This is a genomic window from Nocardia sp. NPDC051833, assembly GCF_040681225.1.
Lineage (GTDB): Bacteria > Actinomycetota > Actinomycetes > Mycobacteriales > Mycobacteriaceae > Nocardia.
Genome location: NZ_JBFAYK010000001.1, coordinates 1056494 through 1077908, shown reverse-complemented (window position 1 = coordinate 1077908; position 21415 = coordinate 1056494). Strand labels below are relative to the sequence as shown.

The window sequence follows — 21415 nt, the reverse complement described above, 5'->3', positions numbered from 1 at the left end:
TGTAACCCGCATCGAAAGACAGCCTCCCGATAGACATTTCGCCGGAGTGTTCCGGCGACCGCAGGAAGCGATAGACGCATGACCCAGCCCGACGCCAAAATCCAGAAGCTCACCGAGGCGCTCCGCAGCTCGCTCAAGGAGACCGAGCGGTTGCGCACCCGCAACCGTCAGCTCGACGCCGCCCAGCGGGAGCCGATCGCGATCGTCGGGATGGCGTGCCGGTATCCGGGCGGGGTCGGCTCGCCCGAGGATCTGTGGCGGCTGGTCGCCGAGGGCGTCGACGCGGTGTCGGAGCTGCCGGTCAACCGCGGCTGGGACGCTGATCGCCTCTACGACCCGACGGGGGAGGCGCCCAACAGCATCTACACCCGCGAGGGCGGATTCCTGCACTCGGCGGGCGAATTCGATCCCGGCTTCTTCGGGATCAGCCCCAACGAGGCCTCGACGATGGACCCGCAGCAGTTCCTGCTGCTCGAAACCTCATGGGAGGCACTGGAACGCGCCGGGGTGGCACCCGCCTCGCTGCGCGGCAGCCGGACCGGCGTCTACGTCGGCATGATGTATCACGACTATCCGGCCAACGCGAACTCCGGCGCGGTCGCCTCCGGGCGCATCTCCTATGTGCTCGGCCTGGAGGGGCCGTCGGTCACCGTCGACACCGCCTGCTCCTCGTCGCTGGTCGCGCTGCACGCCGCCGCGCAGTCGCTGCGGGCGGGCGAATCGGATCTGGCGCTGGCCGGTGGTGTCGCGGTGATGGGGTCGCCGGAGACCCTGGTGGAATTCAGCAAGCAGCGCGGTATGGCGCGCGACGGGCGCAGCAAGGCGTTCGCCGATGCCGCCGACGGTCTCGGCTGGGCCGAGGGCGCCGGTGTGCTGGTGCTGGAGCGGCTGTCCGACGCCCGACGCAACGGACACCCGGTGCTGGCAGTGATCACCGGCTCCGCGGTGAACCAGGACGGCGCGTCCAACGGCCTGACCGCGCCCAACGGGCCCTCGCAGCAGCGGGTCATCCAGCAGGCGCTGACCAACGCGGGCATCACCGCGGCCGACGTGGACGCCGTCGAGGCGCACGGCACCGGCACCACCCTGGGCGACCCCATCGAGGCCCAGGCCCTGCTGGCCACCTACGGCCGGGAACACGACGCCGACCGGCCCCTCTGGCTCGGCTCACTGAAGTCCAATATCGGGCACTCGCAGGCCGCCGCCGGTGTGGGCGGCGTGATCAAGATGGTGCTGGCGATCCGCCACGGCCTGCTGCCGAAGACGCTGCACGTGGACGCCCCGACCACCAAGGTCGACTGGTCGGCAGGCCACGTGCGGCTGCTGACCGAACCGACGCCGTGGCCCGCGGTGGATCGGCCGCGCCGCGCCGGGGTGTCCTCGTTCGGCGTCGCGGGCACCAATGTGCACCTCATCGTGGAACAGGCGCCCGCCGACCCCGAACCGGAACCGGACGCGGCCCCGGTGGGCGGCGTGCTGCCGTGGGTGGTGTCGGCGCGCGGCGCCGAGGCACTCGCCGAGCAGGCCGACCGGCTCGCCGCCCACGTCACCGAGAACGATACGGACGCACGGGATGTCGGGTTCTCCCTGGCGACGACCCGCACCCTGTTCGATCAGCGCGCCGTGCTCCTCGGCACCGACGGTGCCGCCCTGCTGGCCGGCGCGCGCGCCCTCGCCGCCGACACCGCCGCGCCCGGGGTGGTGACCGGCCGGGTGGTGCCCGGTTCGACCGGCTTCGTCTTCACCGGCCAGGGCTCGCAGTGGGCGGGCATGGCCGACGAACTGCGCGGGTACCCGGTCTTCGCCGAACACTTCGACGCCATCGTCGCCGAGCTGGAACCGCTGCTGGGACAGCCGGTCTCGTTCACCGAGGCGCTGACCGACGACGAGGTGCTGGCCCGGACCGTGTTCACCCAGGCAGGCGTGTTCGCCTTCGAGGTGGCGCTGTACCGCCTGCTCGAATCCTGGGGTGTGCGCGCCGATGTGGTGACCGGCCACTCCATCGGCGAGGTCGGCGCCGCGCACGTCGCGGGCGTGCTGAACCTGGCCGACGCCTGCGCGCTGGTGGCCGCCCGCGGCCGCCTGATGGAGGCGCTGCCGCCGGGCGGGGCGATGGTCGCGGTCGGCACGACCGAGGCCGACGCGCGCTCCGTGATCGACGCGCTCGACAGCGCCGGGCAGGTCGCGATCGCGGCGGTCAACGGCCCGGCGTCGGTGGTGCTGTCAGGGGTCGAGGACGCGGTGCTCGCCGTGGTCGAGGCGTGCCGCGAGCGCGGGCTGCGCACCCACCGGCTGCGGATCTCCATCGCGTCGCACTCGGCGCTGATGGACCCGATGCTCGCCGAATTCGCCACGGTGGTGCGGGGTTTGACGCTGCACCGGCCGAGCCTGCCGCTGGTGTCGTCGGTGACCGGCGCCCGCGTCACCGACGAGATGACCGATCCGGTCTACTGGCCGGGCCAGGTGCGCGGCACCGTCCGCTTCGCCGACACCATCGCCACCATGGCCGAGCTGGGCGTCACCCGCTTCGCCGAGATCGGCCCCGACGCCGTCCTCACCCCGATGATCGCCCAGATCGTCGACGCGACCGCCGACCCGCAGGGCCCCGCGCCGGTGATCGTGCCGATGGCGCGCAAGGACCAGGCGAGCCCGGCCGCGCTGCTGGCCGCGGTGGCCGGGTTGTTCGTGGCGGGCACGCCCGTGGAGTGGGCGGCCGTCGCCGGCGGCGGCCGGCGGGTCGACCTGCCCACCTACGCCTTCCAGCACGTCCGCTACTGGCTCGACGCCAAGGAGGTGCTGGCCCGGTCGTGGCTGGGTGCCGAACTCGGTGGCGTGACCTCGGTCGGGCTCGACAGCGTCGACCATCCGCTGCTCGGCGCCGTGGTGCCGCACCCGGAATCGGACGCGGTGAGTTTCACCGGCCGCTGGTCGGTGGACACCGTGCCGTGGATGGCCGACCACAGCGTCTTCGGCGTCATGCTGCTGCCCGGCACCGGGTACGTGGAACTGGCCTGCCGGGTCGGTGCCCTGGTCGGCTGCCCGATGGTCGACGAGCTGATCCTGCACACCCCGCTGACCCTGCCCGTCGAGGGCAGCGTCTCGGTCCAGGTGATGGTCGGCGCGGTCGACCAGACCGGCCGCCGCAGGCTCAGCGTGCACTCCCGCCAGATCGCGGGCGGCCCGTGGGCCATCCACGCCGAGGGCCTGCTCGCGCCCGCCGAACCGGCCGCCCCGATGGAGCTCGCCGCGTGGCCGCCGGTCGGCGCCGTCGCCCTGCCCATCGACAGCGCCTACGACGAATTGCTCGACGCCGGTTACGAATACGGCCCCTTCTTCCAGGGCATGCAGGCCGCCTGGCAGCGCGGTGACGAGTTGTTCGCCGAGGTGGCCCTGCCCGAGCGGCGTGACGCGCAGGGCTTCGGCATCCACCCCGCCCTGTTCGACTCGGCCCTGCACGTCGGCATCCTCCAGGCCCGCAGGCAGGGCGAAATCGACGCGCCGGAACTGCCGTTCAGCTGGAACCAGGTGCAGATCCACGCGCCCGGCGCCGCCGAGGTCCGGGTCAGGATCGCCAGGCAGCAGGGTCGGCACGTGGTGCAGATCGCCGACACCGACGGCAACCCGGTGCTGTCGGTGGGCGCCCTGGTGTCCCGGCCCGTCTCGGCGGACCGGCTCGGTGCGGACGGCATCGCCGACGCGCTGTTCGGCATCGAGTGGAACACCATCGCGCCGCCCACGGCCCACCCCGGCTCCGTGGTGGTGCTCGGAACCTCCGAAAACACCGGTGACACACCTGTCTTCGCCGACATCGACGCGCTGCTCGCTGATCTGGGCGACGACCCTGCCCCCGACCTGGTCCTGTTCGACTGCGTCGCCCCCGAGGCCGCGCCGCCCGTCGCCGCCCGCCACGTGCTCGCCGAGGTGCTCGCCACCGTCCAGCGCTGGTCGGCCGAACCGCGCCTCACCGCCGCCCGGCTGGTGGTCCTCACCCACTCGGCCGTGCGGACCGGCGACACCGACCAGGTCGACACCGCGCAGGCGCCCGTGTGGGGTCTGCTGCGTGCCGCCCAGGCCGAGCATCCCGGCCGGTTCCAGCTGCTCGACGTCGACACCGCGCGCGAGCCGCGTGCCCTGGCCGCCTTCGCCGCCGCGGCGGAACCCGAGGCGGCGCTGCGGGGGGAGACCCTGCTTGTGCCTAGGCTGACCCGGCACGCGCCCGGCGCGCTGGTGCGCTCGATCGCGGCGGGCACGGTCCTGGTGACCGGTGGCACCGCGGGCATCGGCGCGGTCGTCGCGCGGCATCTGGTCACCGCGCACGGCGCGCGGCACCTGCTGCTGACCTCCCGGCGCGGCGCGGACGCCCCCGGCGCCACCGAGCTGGCCGAGCAACTGCGTGACCTCGGCGCCGAGGTCACCCTCGCCGCCTGCGACGTGTCCGACCGGGCCGCGCTCGCGGCCCTGCTGGACGGCATCCCGGCCGACCGGCCGCTCGTCGGGGTGGTGCATTCGGCGGCCGTCGCCGATCACGGCGTGCTCGAGTCGATGACCCCGCAGCGGTTCGACCGGGTGTTCCGTCCGAAGGTCGACGCGGGCTGGCACCTGCACGAACTCACCAGGGACCGGCCGCTGTCGCTGTTCGTCCTGCTCGGCTCGGTCGGCGGTCTGGTACTCACCGCGGGCCAGGCCAACTACGCCGCCGCCAATGTCTTCCTCGACGGTCTGGCCGCCTACCGGCACAGCGTCGGCCTGCCCGCGACCTCGCTCGACTACGGACTGTGGGAGCGGGCCAGCGGCCTCGGCGCCGACCTGTCCGCCGAGGACTTCGAGCGGATGGCCAAGCAGGGCTTCCCGCCGCTGTCCGAGTCCGACGCGCTGGCCCTGTTCGACGCGGCGATCGCCACCGACACCCCGCAGCTGGTCCTGGCGCGGGTCGATCCGGCGGTGCTGCGCGCGCGGGGTGACCAGGTGCCCGCGCTGCTGCGCGGCATCGCCCCGATCCCGGTGCGCCGTACCGGCAGGACGCCCGCGGGCCGGGCGTTCGCGCAGCGGCTGGCCGGGCTGTCCGAGGCCGACCGCCGCGCGGCCCTGCTCACGCTGGCGCAGACCGTCGCGGCCGAGGTGCTCGGGCACGCGACGATCGAGACGATCCCGCCGCAGCAGGCCTTCCAGCAGCTCGGTTTCGATTCGCTCGGCGCCGTCGAGTTCCGCAACAAACTCACCGCGGCGACTGGTCTGCGGCTGCCCGCCACCCTCGTCTTCGATCACCCCAACCCGCAGGCGGTCGCCGAGTTCGTCGACTCCCAGCTCACCGGTGACGTGCAGGAGGTCGCGGTCACCGCGACCAGGACGGTCGACGCCGAGCCGATCGCGGTGGTCGCCATGGGCTGCCGCTACCCGGGTGACGTCACCTCACCGGAAGACCTGTGGCGACTGGTCGTCTCGGGCGGCCACGCCACCGGCGGACTGCCCGCCGATCGCGGCTGGGACCTGGACGACATCTACGATCCCGAGCCGGGCAAGGCGGGCAAGACCTACACCCGGCAGGGCGGATTCCTCTATTCCGCAGGCGAATTCGACGCCGAATTCTTCGGGATCAGCCCGAACGAGGCATTGACGATGGACCCGCAGCAGCGCGTGCTGCTCGAGGTCTCCTGGGAGGCGCTCGAGCGCGCCGGGCTGGACCCGGCCGCCCTGCGCGGCAGCGCCACCGGGGTGTTCACCGGCGTGATGTACCACGACTACGCGCAGGGTGCCGGGACCGGCAACAGCGCGGGCGGCAGCCTGGTCTCCGGCCGGGTGTCGTACGTGTTCGGGCTGGAAGGGCCCGCGGTCACGGTCGATACGGCGTGCTCGTCGTCGCTGGTGGCACTGCATCTGGCCGCGCAGTCGCTGCGGTCGGGGGAGTGCGATCTGGCGCTGGCCGGTGGTGTGGCGGTGATGTCGACCCCGGATATGTTCCTCGAATTCAGCCGTCAGCGTGGTCTGTCGCCGGACGGCCGGTGCCGGTCCTTCGCCGACGGGGCCGACGGTGTCGCGTGGGCCGAGGGCGCCGGTGTGCTGGTGCTGGAGCGACTGTCCGACGCGCAGCGCAACGGTCACCAGGTGCTCGGCGTGATCACCGGATCGGCGGTCAACCAGGACGGTGCCTCGAACGGCTGGACGGCGCCCAACGGTCCGTCACAGCGCCGGGTGATCCGGCAGGCGCTGGCCAATGCCGGGGTCTCGCCGGTCGAGGTCGACGCGGTCGAAGCGCACGGTACCGGAACGACTCTGGGTGATCCGATCGAGGCGCAGGCCCTGCTGGCGACCTATGGCCAGGACCGTGCCGAGGACCGCCCGCTGTGGCTGGGCTCGCTGAAATCCAATATCGGCCACGCGCAGGCGGCGGCCGGTGTGGCCGGTGTGATCAAGATGATCATGGCGATGCGGCACGGGGTGCTGCCGCAGACGCTGCACATCGACCGGCCGAGTACGAAGGTCGACTGGTCCGAGGGCCACCTCCGGCTGCTGACCGAAGCCACGCCGTGGCCCGCGGTGGATCGGCCGCGTCGCGCGGGTGTGTCCTCGTTCGGGCTCAGCGGCACCAACGCGCACCTCATCGTCGAGCAGGCGCCCGTGGTGGACTCGGTGCCGGTGCGGACCACTGCCCCGGCCGGTGGCGTGCTGCCCTGGGTGCTGTCCGCGCGGACGGCGGCGGCACTCGCCGACCAGGCCGCGAACCTCGTCTCGCAGGTGACAGAACATGATTCGGATGCGGTCGACGTCGGCTCGTCGCTGGTGACGGCCCGGGTCGCGTTCGACCATCGGGCCGTGCTGCTCGCGACCGATCGGGCCGATCTGCTCGCCGGCGCGCGGGCGCTGGGCCGGGCCGAGTCCGCGCCGGGCGTGGTGACCGGCCGGGTGGTGGCGGGCCGGACGGGCATGGTGTTCTCCGGTCAGGGCGCGCAGTGGGCGGGCATGGCCGCCGAACTGCGCGCGTTCCCGGTGTTCGCCGAACACTTCGACGGCATCGTCGCCCAGCTGGAACCGCTGCTCGGACAGCCGGTATCGCTGAGCGAGGCGTTGGCCGACGAGACCCGAATCGACGACACCGTGTTCGCGCAGGCGGGGCTGTTCGCCTTCGAGGTGGCGGTGTTCCGGCTGCTGGAATCCTGGGGTGTGCGGGCGGAGGTGGTGGCCGGGCACTCGATCGGTGAGATCGCGGCCGCCCATGTGGCAGGTGTGCTGTCGCTCGCCGACGCGTGTGTTCTGGTGGCGGCGCGGGGCCGGTTGATGCAGGCGCTGCCCGCGGGCGGGTCGATGGTCGCCGTGGGTGCGCCGGAAGCCGAGGTGCTGCCGTTGCTGATCGACGGGGTGTCGATCGCGGCGGTGAACGGTCCGTCCGCGGTGGTGCTCTCCGGCGTCGGCGCGGCCGTGGCGACCGTGGCCGAGGGGTGTGCCGAGCGTGGTTGGCGCACACACCGTTTGCGGGTCTCGCACGCCTTCCACTCGGCGCTGATGGAGCCGATGCTGGCCGAATTCGCCACGGTGGTCGAGGGTCTGACCTTCGGGGCACCGAGCATCGCGCTGGTGTCGACGGTCACCGGTGCCCGGGTCGGGGACGAGATGTCCGATCCGGCCTACTGGGTCGGCCAGGTGCGCGACACCGTGCGCTTCGCGGACGCCGTCGCCACGATGGCCGCCGCGGGGGTCACCCGGTTCGCCGAGGTGGGACCCGACGCCGTGCTCGTGCCGATGATCACCCAGAGTGTCGAGGACGGCGCCGTCGTGGCGACCGCCCGCCGCGATGCCGCCGATGCCGCCGCCGTGCTGCGCGCGGTCGCCGGACTGTATGTCGTTGGCGCCGAGGTCGACTGGGCCGCGCTGTACGCCGGAACCGGTGCCCGTCGCGTCGACCTGCCCACCTACGCGTTCCAGCGCCGCCGCTACTGGCTGACCGAAGGCACCACCGGAACCGGCGCCAGAGCCCTCGGCCTCGTCGCCACCGGACACCCGCTGGCGTCGGTGGTCGTCGCGCAGCCGGACTCCGACGCGGTGACCCTCACCGGCCGCCTCTCGACCGAGTCGCAGCCGTGGATCGCCGACCACCGGGTGATGGACACGGTGCTGTTCCCCGGCACCGGATTCGTCGAACTCGCCCTGCACGCGGGCGATCAGGTCGGCTGCGCGACCCTGGATGAGCTGGCGCTGCGGGCGCCCCTGGCGCTGACGGGGTCCGGTGGACTCGCGGTCCGCGTCGTCGTCGACGCGCAGGACGCGGCGGGCAGGCGGGCGGTGCGGATCTTCTCCCGCCCCGAGGACGACGATGCCGTCGCCTGGACCCTCAACGCCGACGGTGTGCTGGCGCCGGACGGCGACAGCGCCCCGGCGGAGGTCACCCAGTGGCCACCCGCCGACGCGACCGCTCTCTCGATCGAGGGCGTCTACGACGACCTCGACGAACAGGGCTATCACTACGGCCCGATGTTCCGGGCGCTGCGCTCGGCCTGGCGCGGCGCCGACGGCCTGCTCTACGCCGAGGTCGAACTGCCCGAGGAGGCCAGGGCCGAGGCCCAGCGGTTCGGCCTGCACCCGGCCCTGCTCGACGCGGCCCTGCACGCCCTGCGCCTGGCCGGTGACGCCACGGTGGCGGGCGGCCTGGCCCTGCCGTTCGAGTGGTCCGGAGTGACCGTGCACGCGAGTGGGGCCGACGCGCTGCGCGTGCGGCTCACCCGGGTCGGCGATCACGGGGTCGCGCTGGAGCTGACGGACCCGACCGGCGCCCCCGTCGCGACGGTCCGGCACCTGGCCTCACGGCCGATCGATCCCGCGCAGCTCACGGCCGGTTCGGCCACCGTTCCGCAGGCACTGTTCGAGGTCACCTGGTCGCCGATCTCGTTGTCCGACACCGAGATCGATGTGGCGACGTGGGCCGACCTCGGTGACCAGGTGCCCCCTGCGGTGATTCTGGACTGCCCGAGCGGTAACGATGCCGCCGCCGTGCACGCCGCTACCCACGGCGTGCTCGAGGCGCTGCAAGCCTGGGCCGCCGAGGCGCGTTTCGCCGACTCCGTGCTGATCGTGCGGACCGGCGGCGCGGTGTCGGTCGCGGGCGAGGACATCACGAACCTGGCCGGTGCCGCCGTCGGCGGCCTGGTGCGTGCCGCCCAGGCCGAGAGCCCGGGTCGGATCGTCCTGCTCGACACCGATTCCGCGGACATCCCCGTCGGTGGAATCCTGGCGGCGGCCGAACCGCAGGTGGCGGTTCGCGCCGGGGTCGTGCACGCCGCACGGCTCACCCGAATCCCCGCCCCGGCGTCCACCGTGGAAGAGCTGTTCGGGCCGGAGGAGACGGTCTTGCTCACCGGTGCGAGCGGTGCGCTGGGCGGACTGTTCGCCCGGCACCTGGTCGACAAGCACGGTGTCCGTCGACTGCTGTTGCTGAGCAGGCGTGGCGAATCCGGTCCGGGTGCCGCCGAATTGCGGGCGGCGCTGGAGGATTCGGGTGCCGAGGTCTCGTTCGTCGCGTGCGATGTCGCCGATCGTGCGGCGCTGGCCGCCGCTATCGCCGATATCCCTGCGGCGCAACCACTGTCGGGTGTGTTCCACCTCGCCGGTGTCCTCGACGACGGCGCCGTCGCCGCACTGACTCCCGACCGCATGGATGCCGTCCTGCGGCCCAAGGTCGACGCCGCCCTGCACCTGCACGAGCTGACCGCTGATCTCCCGTTGACGGCGTTCGTGCTGTTCAGCTCGGTGGCCGGGGCCTTCGGCAACCCCGGTCAGGGCAACTACGGCGCGGCCAATGCCGTCCTCGACGCGCTCGCCACCCACCGCCGGTTCGCCGGTCTGGTCGGCACCTCGGTGGCGTGGGGCATGTGGGAAGGCGGCATGGCGGGCGAGCTCGGCGAGGCCGAGCGGCAGCGGATGGTCCGCTCGGGCATGCTGCCGATGACCGATGCCCAGGGCCTCGCGCTGTTCGACGCGGTGACCGGCCTCGATGTCGCCGCACCGCTGGTCGCCCGGCTCGACCTGGAGGTGCTGCGCGGCCACGGCATCGCCCTGCCCGCCCTGTTCTCCGGTCTGATCTCCCAGCGCCGCAGGGCCGTCACCGGGACGGCGACCGCGCTGCGTACCCGGCTGGCGAACACGCCCGACAGCGAACGGCTGGGCGTGCTGGAGGAGATCGTGCGCGGACAGGTCGCCGCGATCCTCGGGCACCAGGACCTGACCGCCATCGCGGCCGACAAGGCGTTCAGCGAACTCGGTTTCGACTCGATCACCGCCATCGAGTTCCGCAACGGACTCAAGGCCGCGACGGGGCTGCCGCTGCCCGCCACCCTCGTCTTCGACTACCCGACACCGCAGGCCCTCGCCCGGTATCTGGCCGAGGAGTTCACCGGGACCGGCCACGACATCGTGGTCACCGCCAGCCGGGCCGCCGGCGACGATCCGATCGCCGTGGTCGCGATGAGCTGCCGCTACCCCGGTGGTGTCGCCTCGCCCGAGGACCTCTGGGACCTGGTCACCGCGGGCACCGACACCAGCGGCGAACTGCCGGACGATCGCGGCTGGGACATCGACGGCATCTACGATCCCGTCCCCGGCACGCCGGGCAAGACCTACACCCGCCGCGGCGGATTCCTCTACGAGGCCGCCGAGTTCGACGCCGAGTTCTTCGGGATCAGCCCGAACGAGGCCACCGCCATGGATCCGCAGCAGCGTCTGCTGCTGGAGGTGTCGTGGGAGGCCCTCGAACGCGCCGGAGTGAATCCGCCTGCGCTGCGCGGGAGTTCGACCGGTGTGTTCACCGGCGTGATGTACCACGACTACGCGCAGGGCAACGGCGGCAATGTCACCGGCAGCCTCGTCTCGGGCCGGATCGCCTACACCCTGGGACTGGAAGGTCCCGCGGTGTCGGTGGATACGGCGTGCTCGTCGTCGCTGGTGGCGATGCATCTCGCGGCGCAGTCGCTGCGGTCGGGCGAGTGCGATCTCGCGCTGGCCGGTGGTGTCGCGGTGATGGCGACGCCGGAGACGCTCATCGAGTTCAGCCGTCAGCGTGGGCTGTCGCCGGACGGGCGGTGCAAGTCGTTCGCGGAGGCGGCCGACGGGGTGGCCTGGTCCGAGGGCGCGGGTGTGCTCGTGCTGGAACGGCTCTCCGACGCCCGCCGCAACGGGCACCAGGTGCTGGCGGTGCTCGCCGGTTCGGCGGTCAACCAGGACGGCGCGTCCAACGGTTTGATGGCGCCGAACGGTCCGTCGCAGCGCCGGGTGATCCGCCAGGCCCTGGCCAATGCCGGAGTGTCCCCGGCCGAGGTCGACGCGGTCGAAGCGCACGGCACCGGAACGACTTTGGGTGATCCGATCGAGGCGCAAGCCCTGTTGGCCACCTACGGTCAGGATCGTGCCGAGGACCGGCCGCTGTGGCTGGGCTCGCTGAAGTCCAATATCGGTCATGCTCAGGCGGCGGCCGGTGTGGGTGGCGTGATCAAGATGATCATGGCGATGCGGCACGGGGTGCTGCCCCGGACGCTGCACGTGGATGAGCCCTCCACGAAGGTGGATTGGGCCGAGGGCGATGTGCGCCTGCTGACCGAGGCGGTCGCGTGGCCGGAGGTCGATCGGCCGCGTCGGGCTGGTGTGTCGTCGTTCGGTATCAGCGGGACCAATGCCCACGTCATCGTGGAGGCCGCGCCGGTGCCGCCCGCGTCGACGGACCCGATGGCTCCCGTCGGTGGTGTGCTGCCCTGGGTGCTGTCGGCGCGGAGCGCAGCGGCGCTCGCGGATCAGGCGAGCCGCCTGGCGTCGCTGGTGACAGCGCGTGATTCGGCGGCGGTCGACATCGGCTACTCGCTGGTGACCTCGCGCACCGGATTCGACCATCGGGCCGTGCTGCTGGCCGCCGATCGGGACGGTCTGCTGGCCGATGCCGCGGCGCTGGGCCGTGGCGAGACCCGCGCGGGCGTCGTCACCGGTCGCGTGGTGGCCGGGTCGACGGGCGTGGTGTTCTCCGGTCAGGGGGCGCAGTGGGCCGGGATGGCCGCCGGGCTGCGCCCGTATCCGGTCTTCGCCGAACACTTCGATGCGATTGTCGCGCAGCTGGATCCGCTGCTGGAGCAGCCGGTATCGCTGACCGACGCGCTCGCCGATCCCGCTCGGGTCGACGACACCGTGTTCGCGCAGGCCGGGTTGTTCGCCTTCGAGGTGGCGTTGTTCCGGCTGCTCGAGTCGTGGGGTGTGCGGGTCGAGGTGGTGGCCGGTCATTCGATCGGTGAGATCGCGGCCGCGCATGTCGCGGGTGTGCTGTCGCTCGATGACGCGTGTGTTCTGGTGGCGGCCCGTGGCCGGTTGATGCAGGGGCTGCCCGCCGGTGGCGCGATGGTCGCCGTGGGTGCGCCGGAAGCCGAGGTGCTGCCGTTGCTCGTCGACGGGGTGTCGATCGCGGCGGTGAACGGTCCGTCGTCGGTGGTGCTCTCCGGTATCGAGGCGGCGGTCCAGGCAACGGCCGAGGTATGTGCCGAGCAGGGCTGGCGGACACACCGTTTGCGGGTCTCGCACGCGTTCCATTCCGGGCTCATGGAGCCGATGCTGGACGAATTCGCCGCGGTGGTCGCGGGTCTGACGTTCGAGCGTCCGACCCTCGCGCTGGTGTCGACGGTGACCGGTGCCCGGGTCGGGGACGAGATGTCCGATCCGGCCTACTGGGTCGGTCAGGTGCGCAGCACCGTGCGCTTCGCCGACGCGGTCGCCACCATGACCGAGGCGGGGGTTAGCCGGTTCGCCGAGGTCGGGCCGGACGCCGTGCTCGTCCCGATGATCAGCCAGATCACCGAGGCGGCCGGAGACACGACCACCACGATGGTGGCGCTGGCCCGCCGGGACAACGCCGACGCGCCGACCCTGACGGCCGGACTGGCCGGGCTGTCCGTGTCCGGCGCCGACCTGGACTGGGCGGCACTGTTCGCCGGGACCGGCGCGCGCCGGGTCGACCTGCCCACCTACGCCTTCCAGCGGCAGCGCTACTGGCTGACGGACAGCACGGCCGGTGGCGACGCCCGCGCCCTCGGCTTCGTCGCCAGTGACCACCCGCTGGTCTCGGCGGTGGTCGCCCAGCCCGAGTCCGATGCCGTCGCGCTGAGCGGCAGGCTCTCGGCGCGGACGCACCCCTGGCTGGCCGACCACGCCGTGCTGGACACGGTGCTGTTCCCCGGCACCGGGTTCGTCGAACTCGCCCTGCAGGCGGGTGCCGAGGTCGGCTGCCCGACCCTGGCCGAGCTGATCCTGCGCGCCCCGCTGACGCTGCCGGACCCGGCGGGCGTCGCGGTGCGCGTCGTCGTCGGCGCCGAGGACGAGCCGGGCCGCCGCGACGTGCGGATCTTCTCGCGCCCCGACAGCGCCGCGGCGTCGTGGACCCTGAACGCCGAGGGCGTGCTCGCGGCGGACAGCGACACCGTGCCGGTGGACCTCACCCAGTGGCCCCCGACCGGTGCCACCGTGGTCGACCTCGACGGCGCCTACGACACCCTCGACGAGCAGGGCTACCACTACGGACCGGTGTTCCGCGGGCTCACCGCCGCCTGGCGGGACGACGCGGGCATCTACGCCGAACTCGCACTGCCCGACCAGGCCCGCGCGGAGGCACCGCGATTCGGGCTGCACCCGGCACTGCTCGACGCCGCCCTGCACGCCCTGCGCGTCGCGGGCGAACCGGCCTCGCCGGGCACCGGCATCGCGCTGCCGTTCGAGTGGTCGGGGGTCACCGTCCACGCGCACGGGGCCGACACCCTGCGCGTTCGCCTCGTCCGGGTCGGGACGAGCGGGGTCTCGATCGATCTCGCGGACGCGACCGGCGCGCCCGTCGCGACCGTGCGGCACCTCGCCTCCCGGCCGATCGACCCCGCCCAGCTCACCACCGGCACCGAGATCGCCCGGTCGGCGCTGTTCCGGGTCGAATGGACGCCGATCACGCTGCCGGACACCGGAATCGCCACGGTCACCTGGCCGGAACTGGGGGAGCCGGTGCCCCCGGCGGTGATCCTGGACTGCCCGGTGGGCATCGACCCCGCCGTCATCCACGCCGCCACCCGGGACGTTCTCGGGGTACTCCAGTCCTGGATCGCCGAGCCCGCCTACGCGGAATCGGTGCTGATCGTCCGGACCAGCGGCGCGATCTCGGTGGCGGGCGAGGACATCACGAACCTGGCCGGCGCCGCGATCGGTGGTCTGGTGCGGTCCGCGCAGTCGGAGAACCCGGGCCGGATCATTCTGGTCGACACCGCCGCCCTCGATGCGCTGCCGGACAGTCTGATCGGCGGACTCCTGGTCGCCGGTGAACCGCAGGTCGCGGTGCGCGACGGTGCCGTGTACGCCGCGCGTCTCGCCCGATCCGCCCCTCCGGCAGGAACTTCCACCGTGGACGAGCTGTTCGGGCCGGAGGAGACGGTTCTGCTCACCGGTGCGAGCGGTGCGCTGGGTGGCTTGTTCGCCCGGCACCTGGTCGACAAACACGGTGTCCGTCGACTGCTCTTGCTAAGCAGGCGTGGCGAATCCGGTCCGGGTGCCGCCGAATTGCGGGCGGCGCTGGAGGATTCGGGTGCCGAGGTCTCGTTCGTCGCGTGTGATGTCGCCGACCGCGCCGCGTTGGCCGCCGCTATCGCCGATATCCCCGCGGCACAACCCTTGTCCGGCGTGTTCCACCTGGCGGGTGTTCTCGACGACGGTGCCATCGGCTCGTTGACCCCCGACCGCATGGCCACCGTCCTGCGGCCCAAGGTCGACGCCGCCCTGCACCTGCACGAGCTGACCGCTGATCTCCCGCTGACGGCGTTCGTGCTGTTCAGCTCGGTGGCCGGAGTCTTCGGCAACCCGGGCCAGGGCAACTACGCCGCGGCCAATGCCGTCCTCGACGCGCTGGCCGCGCATCGCCGCGGCATCGGGCTGGCGGGGACGTCGCTGGCCTGGGGCATGTGGGACGGCGGCATGGCGGGGGAACTCAGCCAGGTCGACCGGCAGCGCATCGCCCGCTCGGGCCTGCTGCCGCTGGCGGCGGAGCAGGGCCTGGCCCTCTTCGACGCCGCCCTCCGGACCGACACGGCCGCACCGGTTCTCGCGCGGGTGGATCTGGATGCCCTGCGCGGCGCCGGATTCGCCACGCCCGCCCTGTTCACCGGCCTGGTCCCGCACCGCCGCAAGGCGGCCTCCGGCGCCGCGACCGCCCTGCGTACCCGGTTGGCGGGCACACCCGACGGCGAACGTGCGGGTGTGCTCGTCGAGATCGTGCGCGGCCAGGTCGCCACGGTGCTCGGACATCAGGACCTGAACGCGGTCGCCGCCGACAAGGCGTTCGGTGACCTGGGTTTCGACTCGATCACCGCGATCGAGTTCCGCAACGCCCTCAAGGCGGTGACGGGTCTGCCGTTGCCCGCCACCCTGGTGTTCGACTACCCGACGCCGCAGGCGCTGGCCGACTACCTGGCCGCGGAGTTCGCCGGGACCGGTCAGGACGTGGCGGTCACCGCGAGCCGGTCCGCCGACGGTGACCCGATCGCCGTCGTCGGCATGGCGTGCCGCTACCCCGGCGGCGTCCGCTCGCCCGAGGACCTCTGGGAACTGGTCCGGCTCGGCGGGGACGCGGTCACGCCGCTGCCCACCGACCGTGGCTGGGACCTCGCCGGGCTCTACGATCCCGAACCCGGCCGGGCGGGCAAGTCCTACACCCGCGAGGGCGGCTTCCTGCACACCGCCGCCGACTTCGACGCCGACTTCTTCGGCATCGGGCCCAACGAGGCGACGATGATGGACCCGCAACAGCGGCAGCTCCTGGAGACATCCTGGGAGGCGCTCGAACGCGCCGGGGTCGATCCCGCTGTGCTGCGCGGGAGTTCGACCGGGGTGTTCACCGGCGTGATGTACCACGACTACGCGCAGGGCAACGGCGGCAATGCCACCGGCAGCCTCGTCTCGGGCCGGATCTCCTACACGCTCGGTCTGGAAGGTCCCGCCGTGTCGGTGGATACGGCGTGCTCGTCGTCGCTGGTGGCGATGCACCTGGCCGCGCAGTCGCTGCGCTCGGGCGAGTGTGATCTGGCGCTGGCCGGTGGTGTTGCCGTCATGGCGACCCCGGAGACGTTCGTGGAGTTCAGCAGGCAGCGCGGCTTGTCGCCGGACGGGCGATGCAAGTCGTTCTCCGACACCGCCGATGGTGTCGGCTGGTCCGAGGGCGCGGGCGTGCTCGTGCTGGAACGGCTCTCCGATGCCCGCCGCAACGGTCATCAGGTGCTGGCGGTGCTGGCGGGTTCGGCGGTCAACCAGGACGGCGCGTCCAACGGGTTCACCGCGCCGAACGGTCCGTCGCAGCGCCGGGTGATCCGGCAGGCCCTCGCCAATGCCGGGGTCGCTCCGGCGGAGGTGGATGTCGTCGAAGCGCACGGCACCGGAACGACTTTGGGTGATCCGATCGAGGCGCAGGCACTGCTGGCCACCTATGGCCAGGATCGCGCCGAGGACCGTCCGCTCTGGTTGGGCTCGTTGAAGTCGAACATCGGGCACGCGCAGGCGGCGGCCGGTGTGGGCGGCGTGATCAAGATGATCATGGCGATGCGGCACGGCGTGCTGCCCCGCACCCTGCACGCGGATCAGCCCAGCACCAAGGTGGATTGGACGCAGGGGAATGTGCGGCTGCTGTCCGAGGCCGTGGCGTGGCCGGAGGTGGATCGGCCGCGGCGTGCGGGCGTGTCCTCGTTCGGTATCAGTGGGACGAACGCCCACGTCATCGTGGAACAGGCACCGCCGGTGTCGGATTCGGCACCTGCGGTGAAGACCGCGCCGGTCGGCGGGGTCGTGCCGTGGGTGGTGTCGGCGCGCAGTGGCGCGGCGCTCACCGGTCAGGCCGCCCGGCTGGCCGACCAGGTGGCCGACCACGGCCAGGACCCGCTCGATGTCGCCTTCTCCCTGGTCGCCACCCGGGGCGTGTTCGATCATCGCGCGGTGGTCCTCGCCGACGACCGCGACAGGCTCCTCGCGGGCACGCGGGCGGTGGCCGACGGTGCTCCCGGTGTGGTGAGCGGCCGAGTGGTCGCTGGGTCGACCGGTCTCGTGTTCTCCGGTCAGGGCGCGCAATGGGCGGACATGGCCGCCGGGCTCCGGGTGTACCCGGTGTTCGCCGACTCGTTCGACGACATCATCACGCGGCTGGAACCGCGTCTCGGACAGCCTGTTCCGCTCACGGCGGCCTTGGCCGACGACGCGCTGATCGACCGGACGGTCTTCGCGCAGGCCGGGCTGTTCGCCTACGAGGTGGCGCTGTTCCGGCTGCTCGAGTCGTGGGGCGTGACGGCCGACGTGGTGGCCGGTCATTCGATCGGCGAGGTCGCGGCCGCGCATGTCGCGGGTGTGCTGTCGCTCGATGACGCGTGTGTGCTGGTGGCGGCGCGTGGCCGGTTGATGCAGGCGCTGCCTGCGGGCGGGGCGATGATCGCGGTGGGCGCGCCGGAAGCGGACGTGCTGCCGTTGCTCGTCGACGGGGTGTCGATCGCGGCGGTGAACGGTCCGTCGTCGGTGGTGCTCTCTGGTGTCGAGGCGGCGGTCCAGGCCGTGGCCGAGGCGTGTGCCGAGAACGGTTGGCGCACACACCGACTGCGGGTCTCGCACGCGTTCCATTCCGGGCTGATGGACCCGATGCTGGCCGAATTCGGCTCGGTGGTCGAAGGTCTGGCCTTCGAGCGTCCGCGCCTGCCGTTGGTGTCGACGGTGACCGGAGCGCGGGTCGTCGACGAGATGTCGGATCCGGCGTACTGGGTGCGACAGGTCGCGGCCACGGTGCGGTTCGCCGATGCCGTCACCACGATGGCGGAGCTGGGCGTGGCCCGGTTCGCCGAGGTCGGCCCCGACGCCGTCCTGACACCGATGGTCGCGCAGACCCTGGACACCACGACCGCCCTCGCGCTGACCCGGCGCGACAAGGCAGACCCCACGACCCTGGTGACCGGCCTGGCCCGGCTCCACGTCGCGGGCGGAACCGTCGACTGGATGCGCTACCTCGCCGGCACCGGGGCGACCCGGACGGAGCTGCCGACCTACGACTTCCAGCACCGCCGGTTCTGGGCCACCAGCCCGCTGGGAACCGGCGAGGCCAACACCCTCGGCCTGCGCGGCACCGAACACGCCATGGTGGGCGCGCTGGTGGCGCAGCCCGAGAGCGGCGGTCTCCGGCTCACCGGCAGGCTGTCCACGGCCACGCACCCGTGGCTGGCCGACCACGACGTGCTCGGTGTGGTGCTGCTGCCCGGCACCGGCTTCGTCGAATTGGCCACCTACGCGGCCGATCTCGTCGACTGCCCGGAACTGGCGGAACTCACGCTGCTGTCCCCGCTGGTCTTCGACGGGCACGCGGGCGCGCACATCCAGGTCATCGTGGGTGACGGCGACGAGAACGGGCACCGCCGAGTCGACGTCTATTCGCGCGGCGACGACGACGATCCGACGGTCCCGTGGACCCACCACGCGGAGGGCACCGTGCGCCCCGCCGTCGAGACCCGCGAAGAGCCGGACTGGACCGACTTCGCCCAGTGGCCACCCGCCGACGTCACCGAGGTCCGGCTGGACGGCGCCTATGCCGAACTCGCCGACCACGGCTACCACTACGGCCCCGCCTTCCAAGGGCTGGAGTCGCTGTGGCGGCGCGGTGCGGATCTGTTCGCCGAGGTCGCCCTGCCCGAGCAGACCTCGGCGCGGGGCTACGGCGTGCACCCGGCGCTGCTCGACGCGGCCATGCACGCGCTGTCCTTCGGGCTGCCCGAGGGCGTGGACGAGACCGCCGAACGCCCGACACTGGTGCCGTTCGCGTGGTCGTCGGTGCGGGTACACGCCGACGGCGCACGGCGGGTCCGGGTTCGGCTGAGCTGGCTGAACCAGGGCACCGTCACCCTGACCATGGCCGATGCCGGTGGCGCTCCGCTGCTGTCGGTGGGGTCGCTGGCCCTGCGCCCGATGTCGGCCGAACTGCTCTCCGCGCCGTCCCGTGCACGCGACGCGCGGTACGAGCTGAGCTGGCGACCCGGTCCGGCGCTGGGCGCCGCGGACACGTCCTGGGCCGAGTGGGAGGCGCAGCAGCCTGCTGCCGTGGTCGTCCACCGGGTCACGGTCGACCGGGCCGAGGTGCCGGAGCGGCTGCGCGTCGCGCTGCACGGCACGCTCGGTGTCGTCCAGGAGTTCCTGAGCGACGAGCGGTACGCCGCCAGCACGCTGGCGCTGGTCACCGACAGCACCGACGATCCGGCCGCGGCCGCGGTCTGGGGTCTGGCGCGGGCGGCACAGGCCGAGCACCCGGGTCGGATCGTGCTCGTCGAAGCCGCCGCCGACCAGCCGGCCGAACAGCTGGTTGCCGCCGTCGCGACCGGCGAACCCGAACTGGCCGTGCGCGCGGACGGGACGTGGGTGCCGCGGCTCGTCCGCGCGGTCGCCCCGACCGGCGACCGGACGGCACCGTGGGATCCCGACCGCACCGTCCTGATCACCGGCGGCACCGGCGGGATCGGCCGTCTCCTGGCCGAACACCTGGTGGTGGTACACGGTGTGCGGCACCTGCTGCTGGTCGGCAGGCGCGGACCGGACGCCGCGCCGGGACTCGTCGACGAGCTCGCGGCCCTGGGCGCCCAGGCCCGGGTCGTCGCCTGCGATGTCACCGATCGGGCGGCCCTGCGCGAGCTGCTCGCCGCGATCCCGGCGGAGCGTCCGCTCGGGGCGATCGTGCACGCGGCGGGCGCGGCCTACAACGGCCTCGTCGACGCCATGACCCCCGCGCAGATCGATGTCTCCCTCGGCGCCAAGGCCGACGCCGCCTGGCATCTGCACGAGCTGACCCGCGACACCGAACTGTCGGCCTTCGTGCTGATCTCCTCGGTGGCCGGGTCGATCCTGCCCGCGGGCCAGGGCGGCTACGCGGCGGCCAATGTGTTCCTCGACGCGCTCGCCGCACACCGCCACGGCGTCGGCCTGCCCGCCACCTCCCTCGCCTACGGGCTGTGGGGCATCGACACCGGCATGGCGCAGTGGCTCGGCGAGGCCGACCGGCAGCGGATGCGTCGCCAGGGCCTGCCACCGCTGGCGGCGGACAAGGCGCTGGCCCTGTTCGACGCCGCGGTGGCGGCCGATCGTCCGGCGCAGGTGCTCGTCGAGATCGACGCGGCCGTCCTGCGGACCAGGGAGTCGGTGCCGCCGGTGCTCGGTGACCTGGTCCGGCGCGCCGGACGCAGGCAGAGCAGCGGCGCGCCCGACCCGGGCGCGGTGCGCAGGCAGCTGGCACACCTGTCCGAGGCGGAGCAGGAGCGGTGGCTCCAGACGCACATCCTCGAGACCGCGGCGCGGCTGCTCGGGCACGAGAGCGTCGACGCGCTCGACGCCGAGCGGGACTTCCTCGAATCCGGCTTCGACTCGCTGGCCGCGATGGAGTTGCGCACCACGCTCAACGCCTCCACCGGGCTGACCCTGCCGACCGCCGCGATCTTCGACCAGAAGACACCGGCCGGGCTGGCCCGCTACCTGCGCGCGGAACTCGCCGCGGTCGCGCAGCCGGGGCAGCGATCGGGCACCGACGAGTCGCTGTACGGGATGTTCCGCGGTGCGGTGCAGAACGGGCGCGCCCGCACCGGCTTCGACCTGTTGCGGGTCGCGGCGCAGCTGCGGGAGCGGTTCGCCTCGGCGGCCGATCTGGACGAGCTGCCGGTGCCGACCCGGCTCGCGTCGGGGTCCGACCTCCCGCGGATCATCTGCGTCAACCCGCCACTGGCCACCGGTGGCGCGCACCAGTACGCCAGGGTCACCGCGCACCTGCGGACCGGCCGCGAGGTCGTGGTGCTGCCGCCGATCGGCTTCGCGGCCGACGAGCCACTGCCCGCCACGCCCGAGGCGGCACTGGAAACGCTGGCGTGCGGTGTGCTCGAGGCCGCGCAGGGCGAACCGTTCGTCCTGCTGGGGTACTCCTCGGGTGGCCTGCTGGCCTACCTCGTCACCGAGTACCTCGAAGCGGCCCAGGGTCCGGTGCCCGAGGGCGTCGCCATGATCGACACCTACCGGGTGCACGACGGCGGCGAATGGCTGCTGCGGGAGATGGCCGAGCACATGGTGTCGCGGGAGGCCGAGTTCGGCCGCTTCGACGCCGCCCGGCTGTCCGGCATGGGCTGGTACGTCCAGCTGATGCAGGAGATGGTGCCCGGTTCCGTCACCACCCCGGCGCTGCTCGTCCAGTGCGCGCAGTCGTTCCTGGCGGACCCGGCGCAGCGGCCGGACTGGCAGGCCAGGGGCTGGGACCCGGCGCACACGGTGGTGCCGGTCGAGGCCGACCACTTCACCGTCCTGGAGAGCGGTTCGGCCGACGCGGCCGCCGCCATCGAGGACTGGCTGGAGTCCTGAACCGGGTGGCCGGGTGAGCGCGGTG

General features: G+C 72.9%; 1 protein-coding gene. It reads left to right on the top strand.

Annotation, left to right across the window (positions count from 1 at the left end):
• Nucleotides 1–78: 78 nt before the first annotated feature.
• The gene (locus AB0L91_RS04845) at nt 79–21390 is read left to right on the top strand and encodes an SDR family NAD(P)-dependent oxidoreductase (protein WP_365007286.1); all 21312 of its coding nucleotides are present in this window, start codon (nt 79–81) and stop codon (nt 21388–21390) included.
• Nucleotides 21391–21415: the final 25 nt, after the last annotated feature.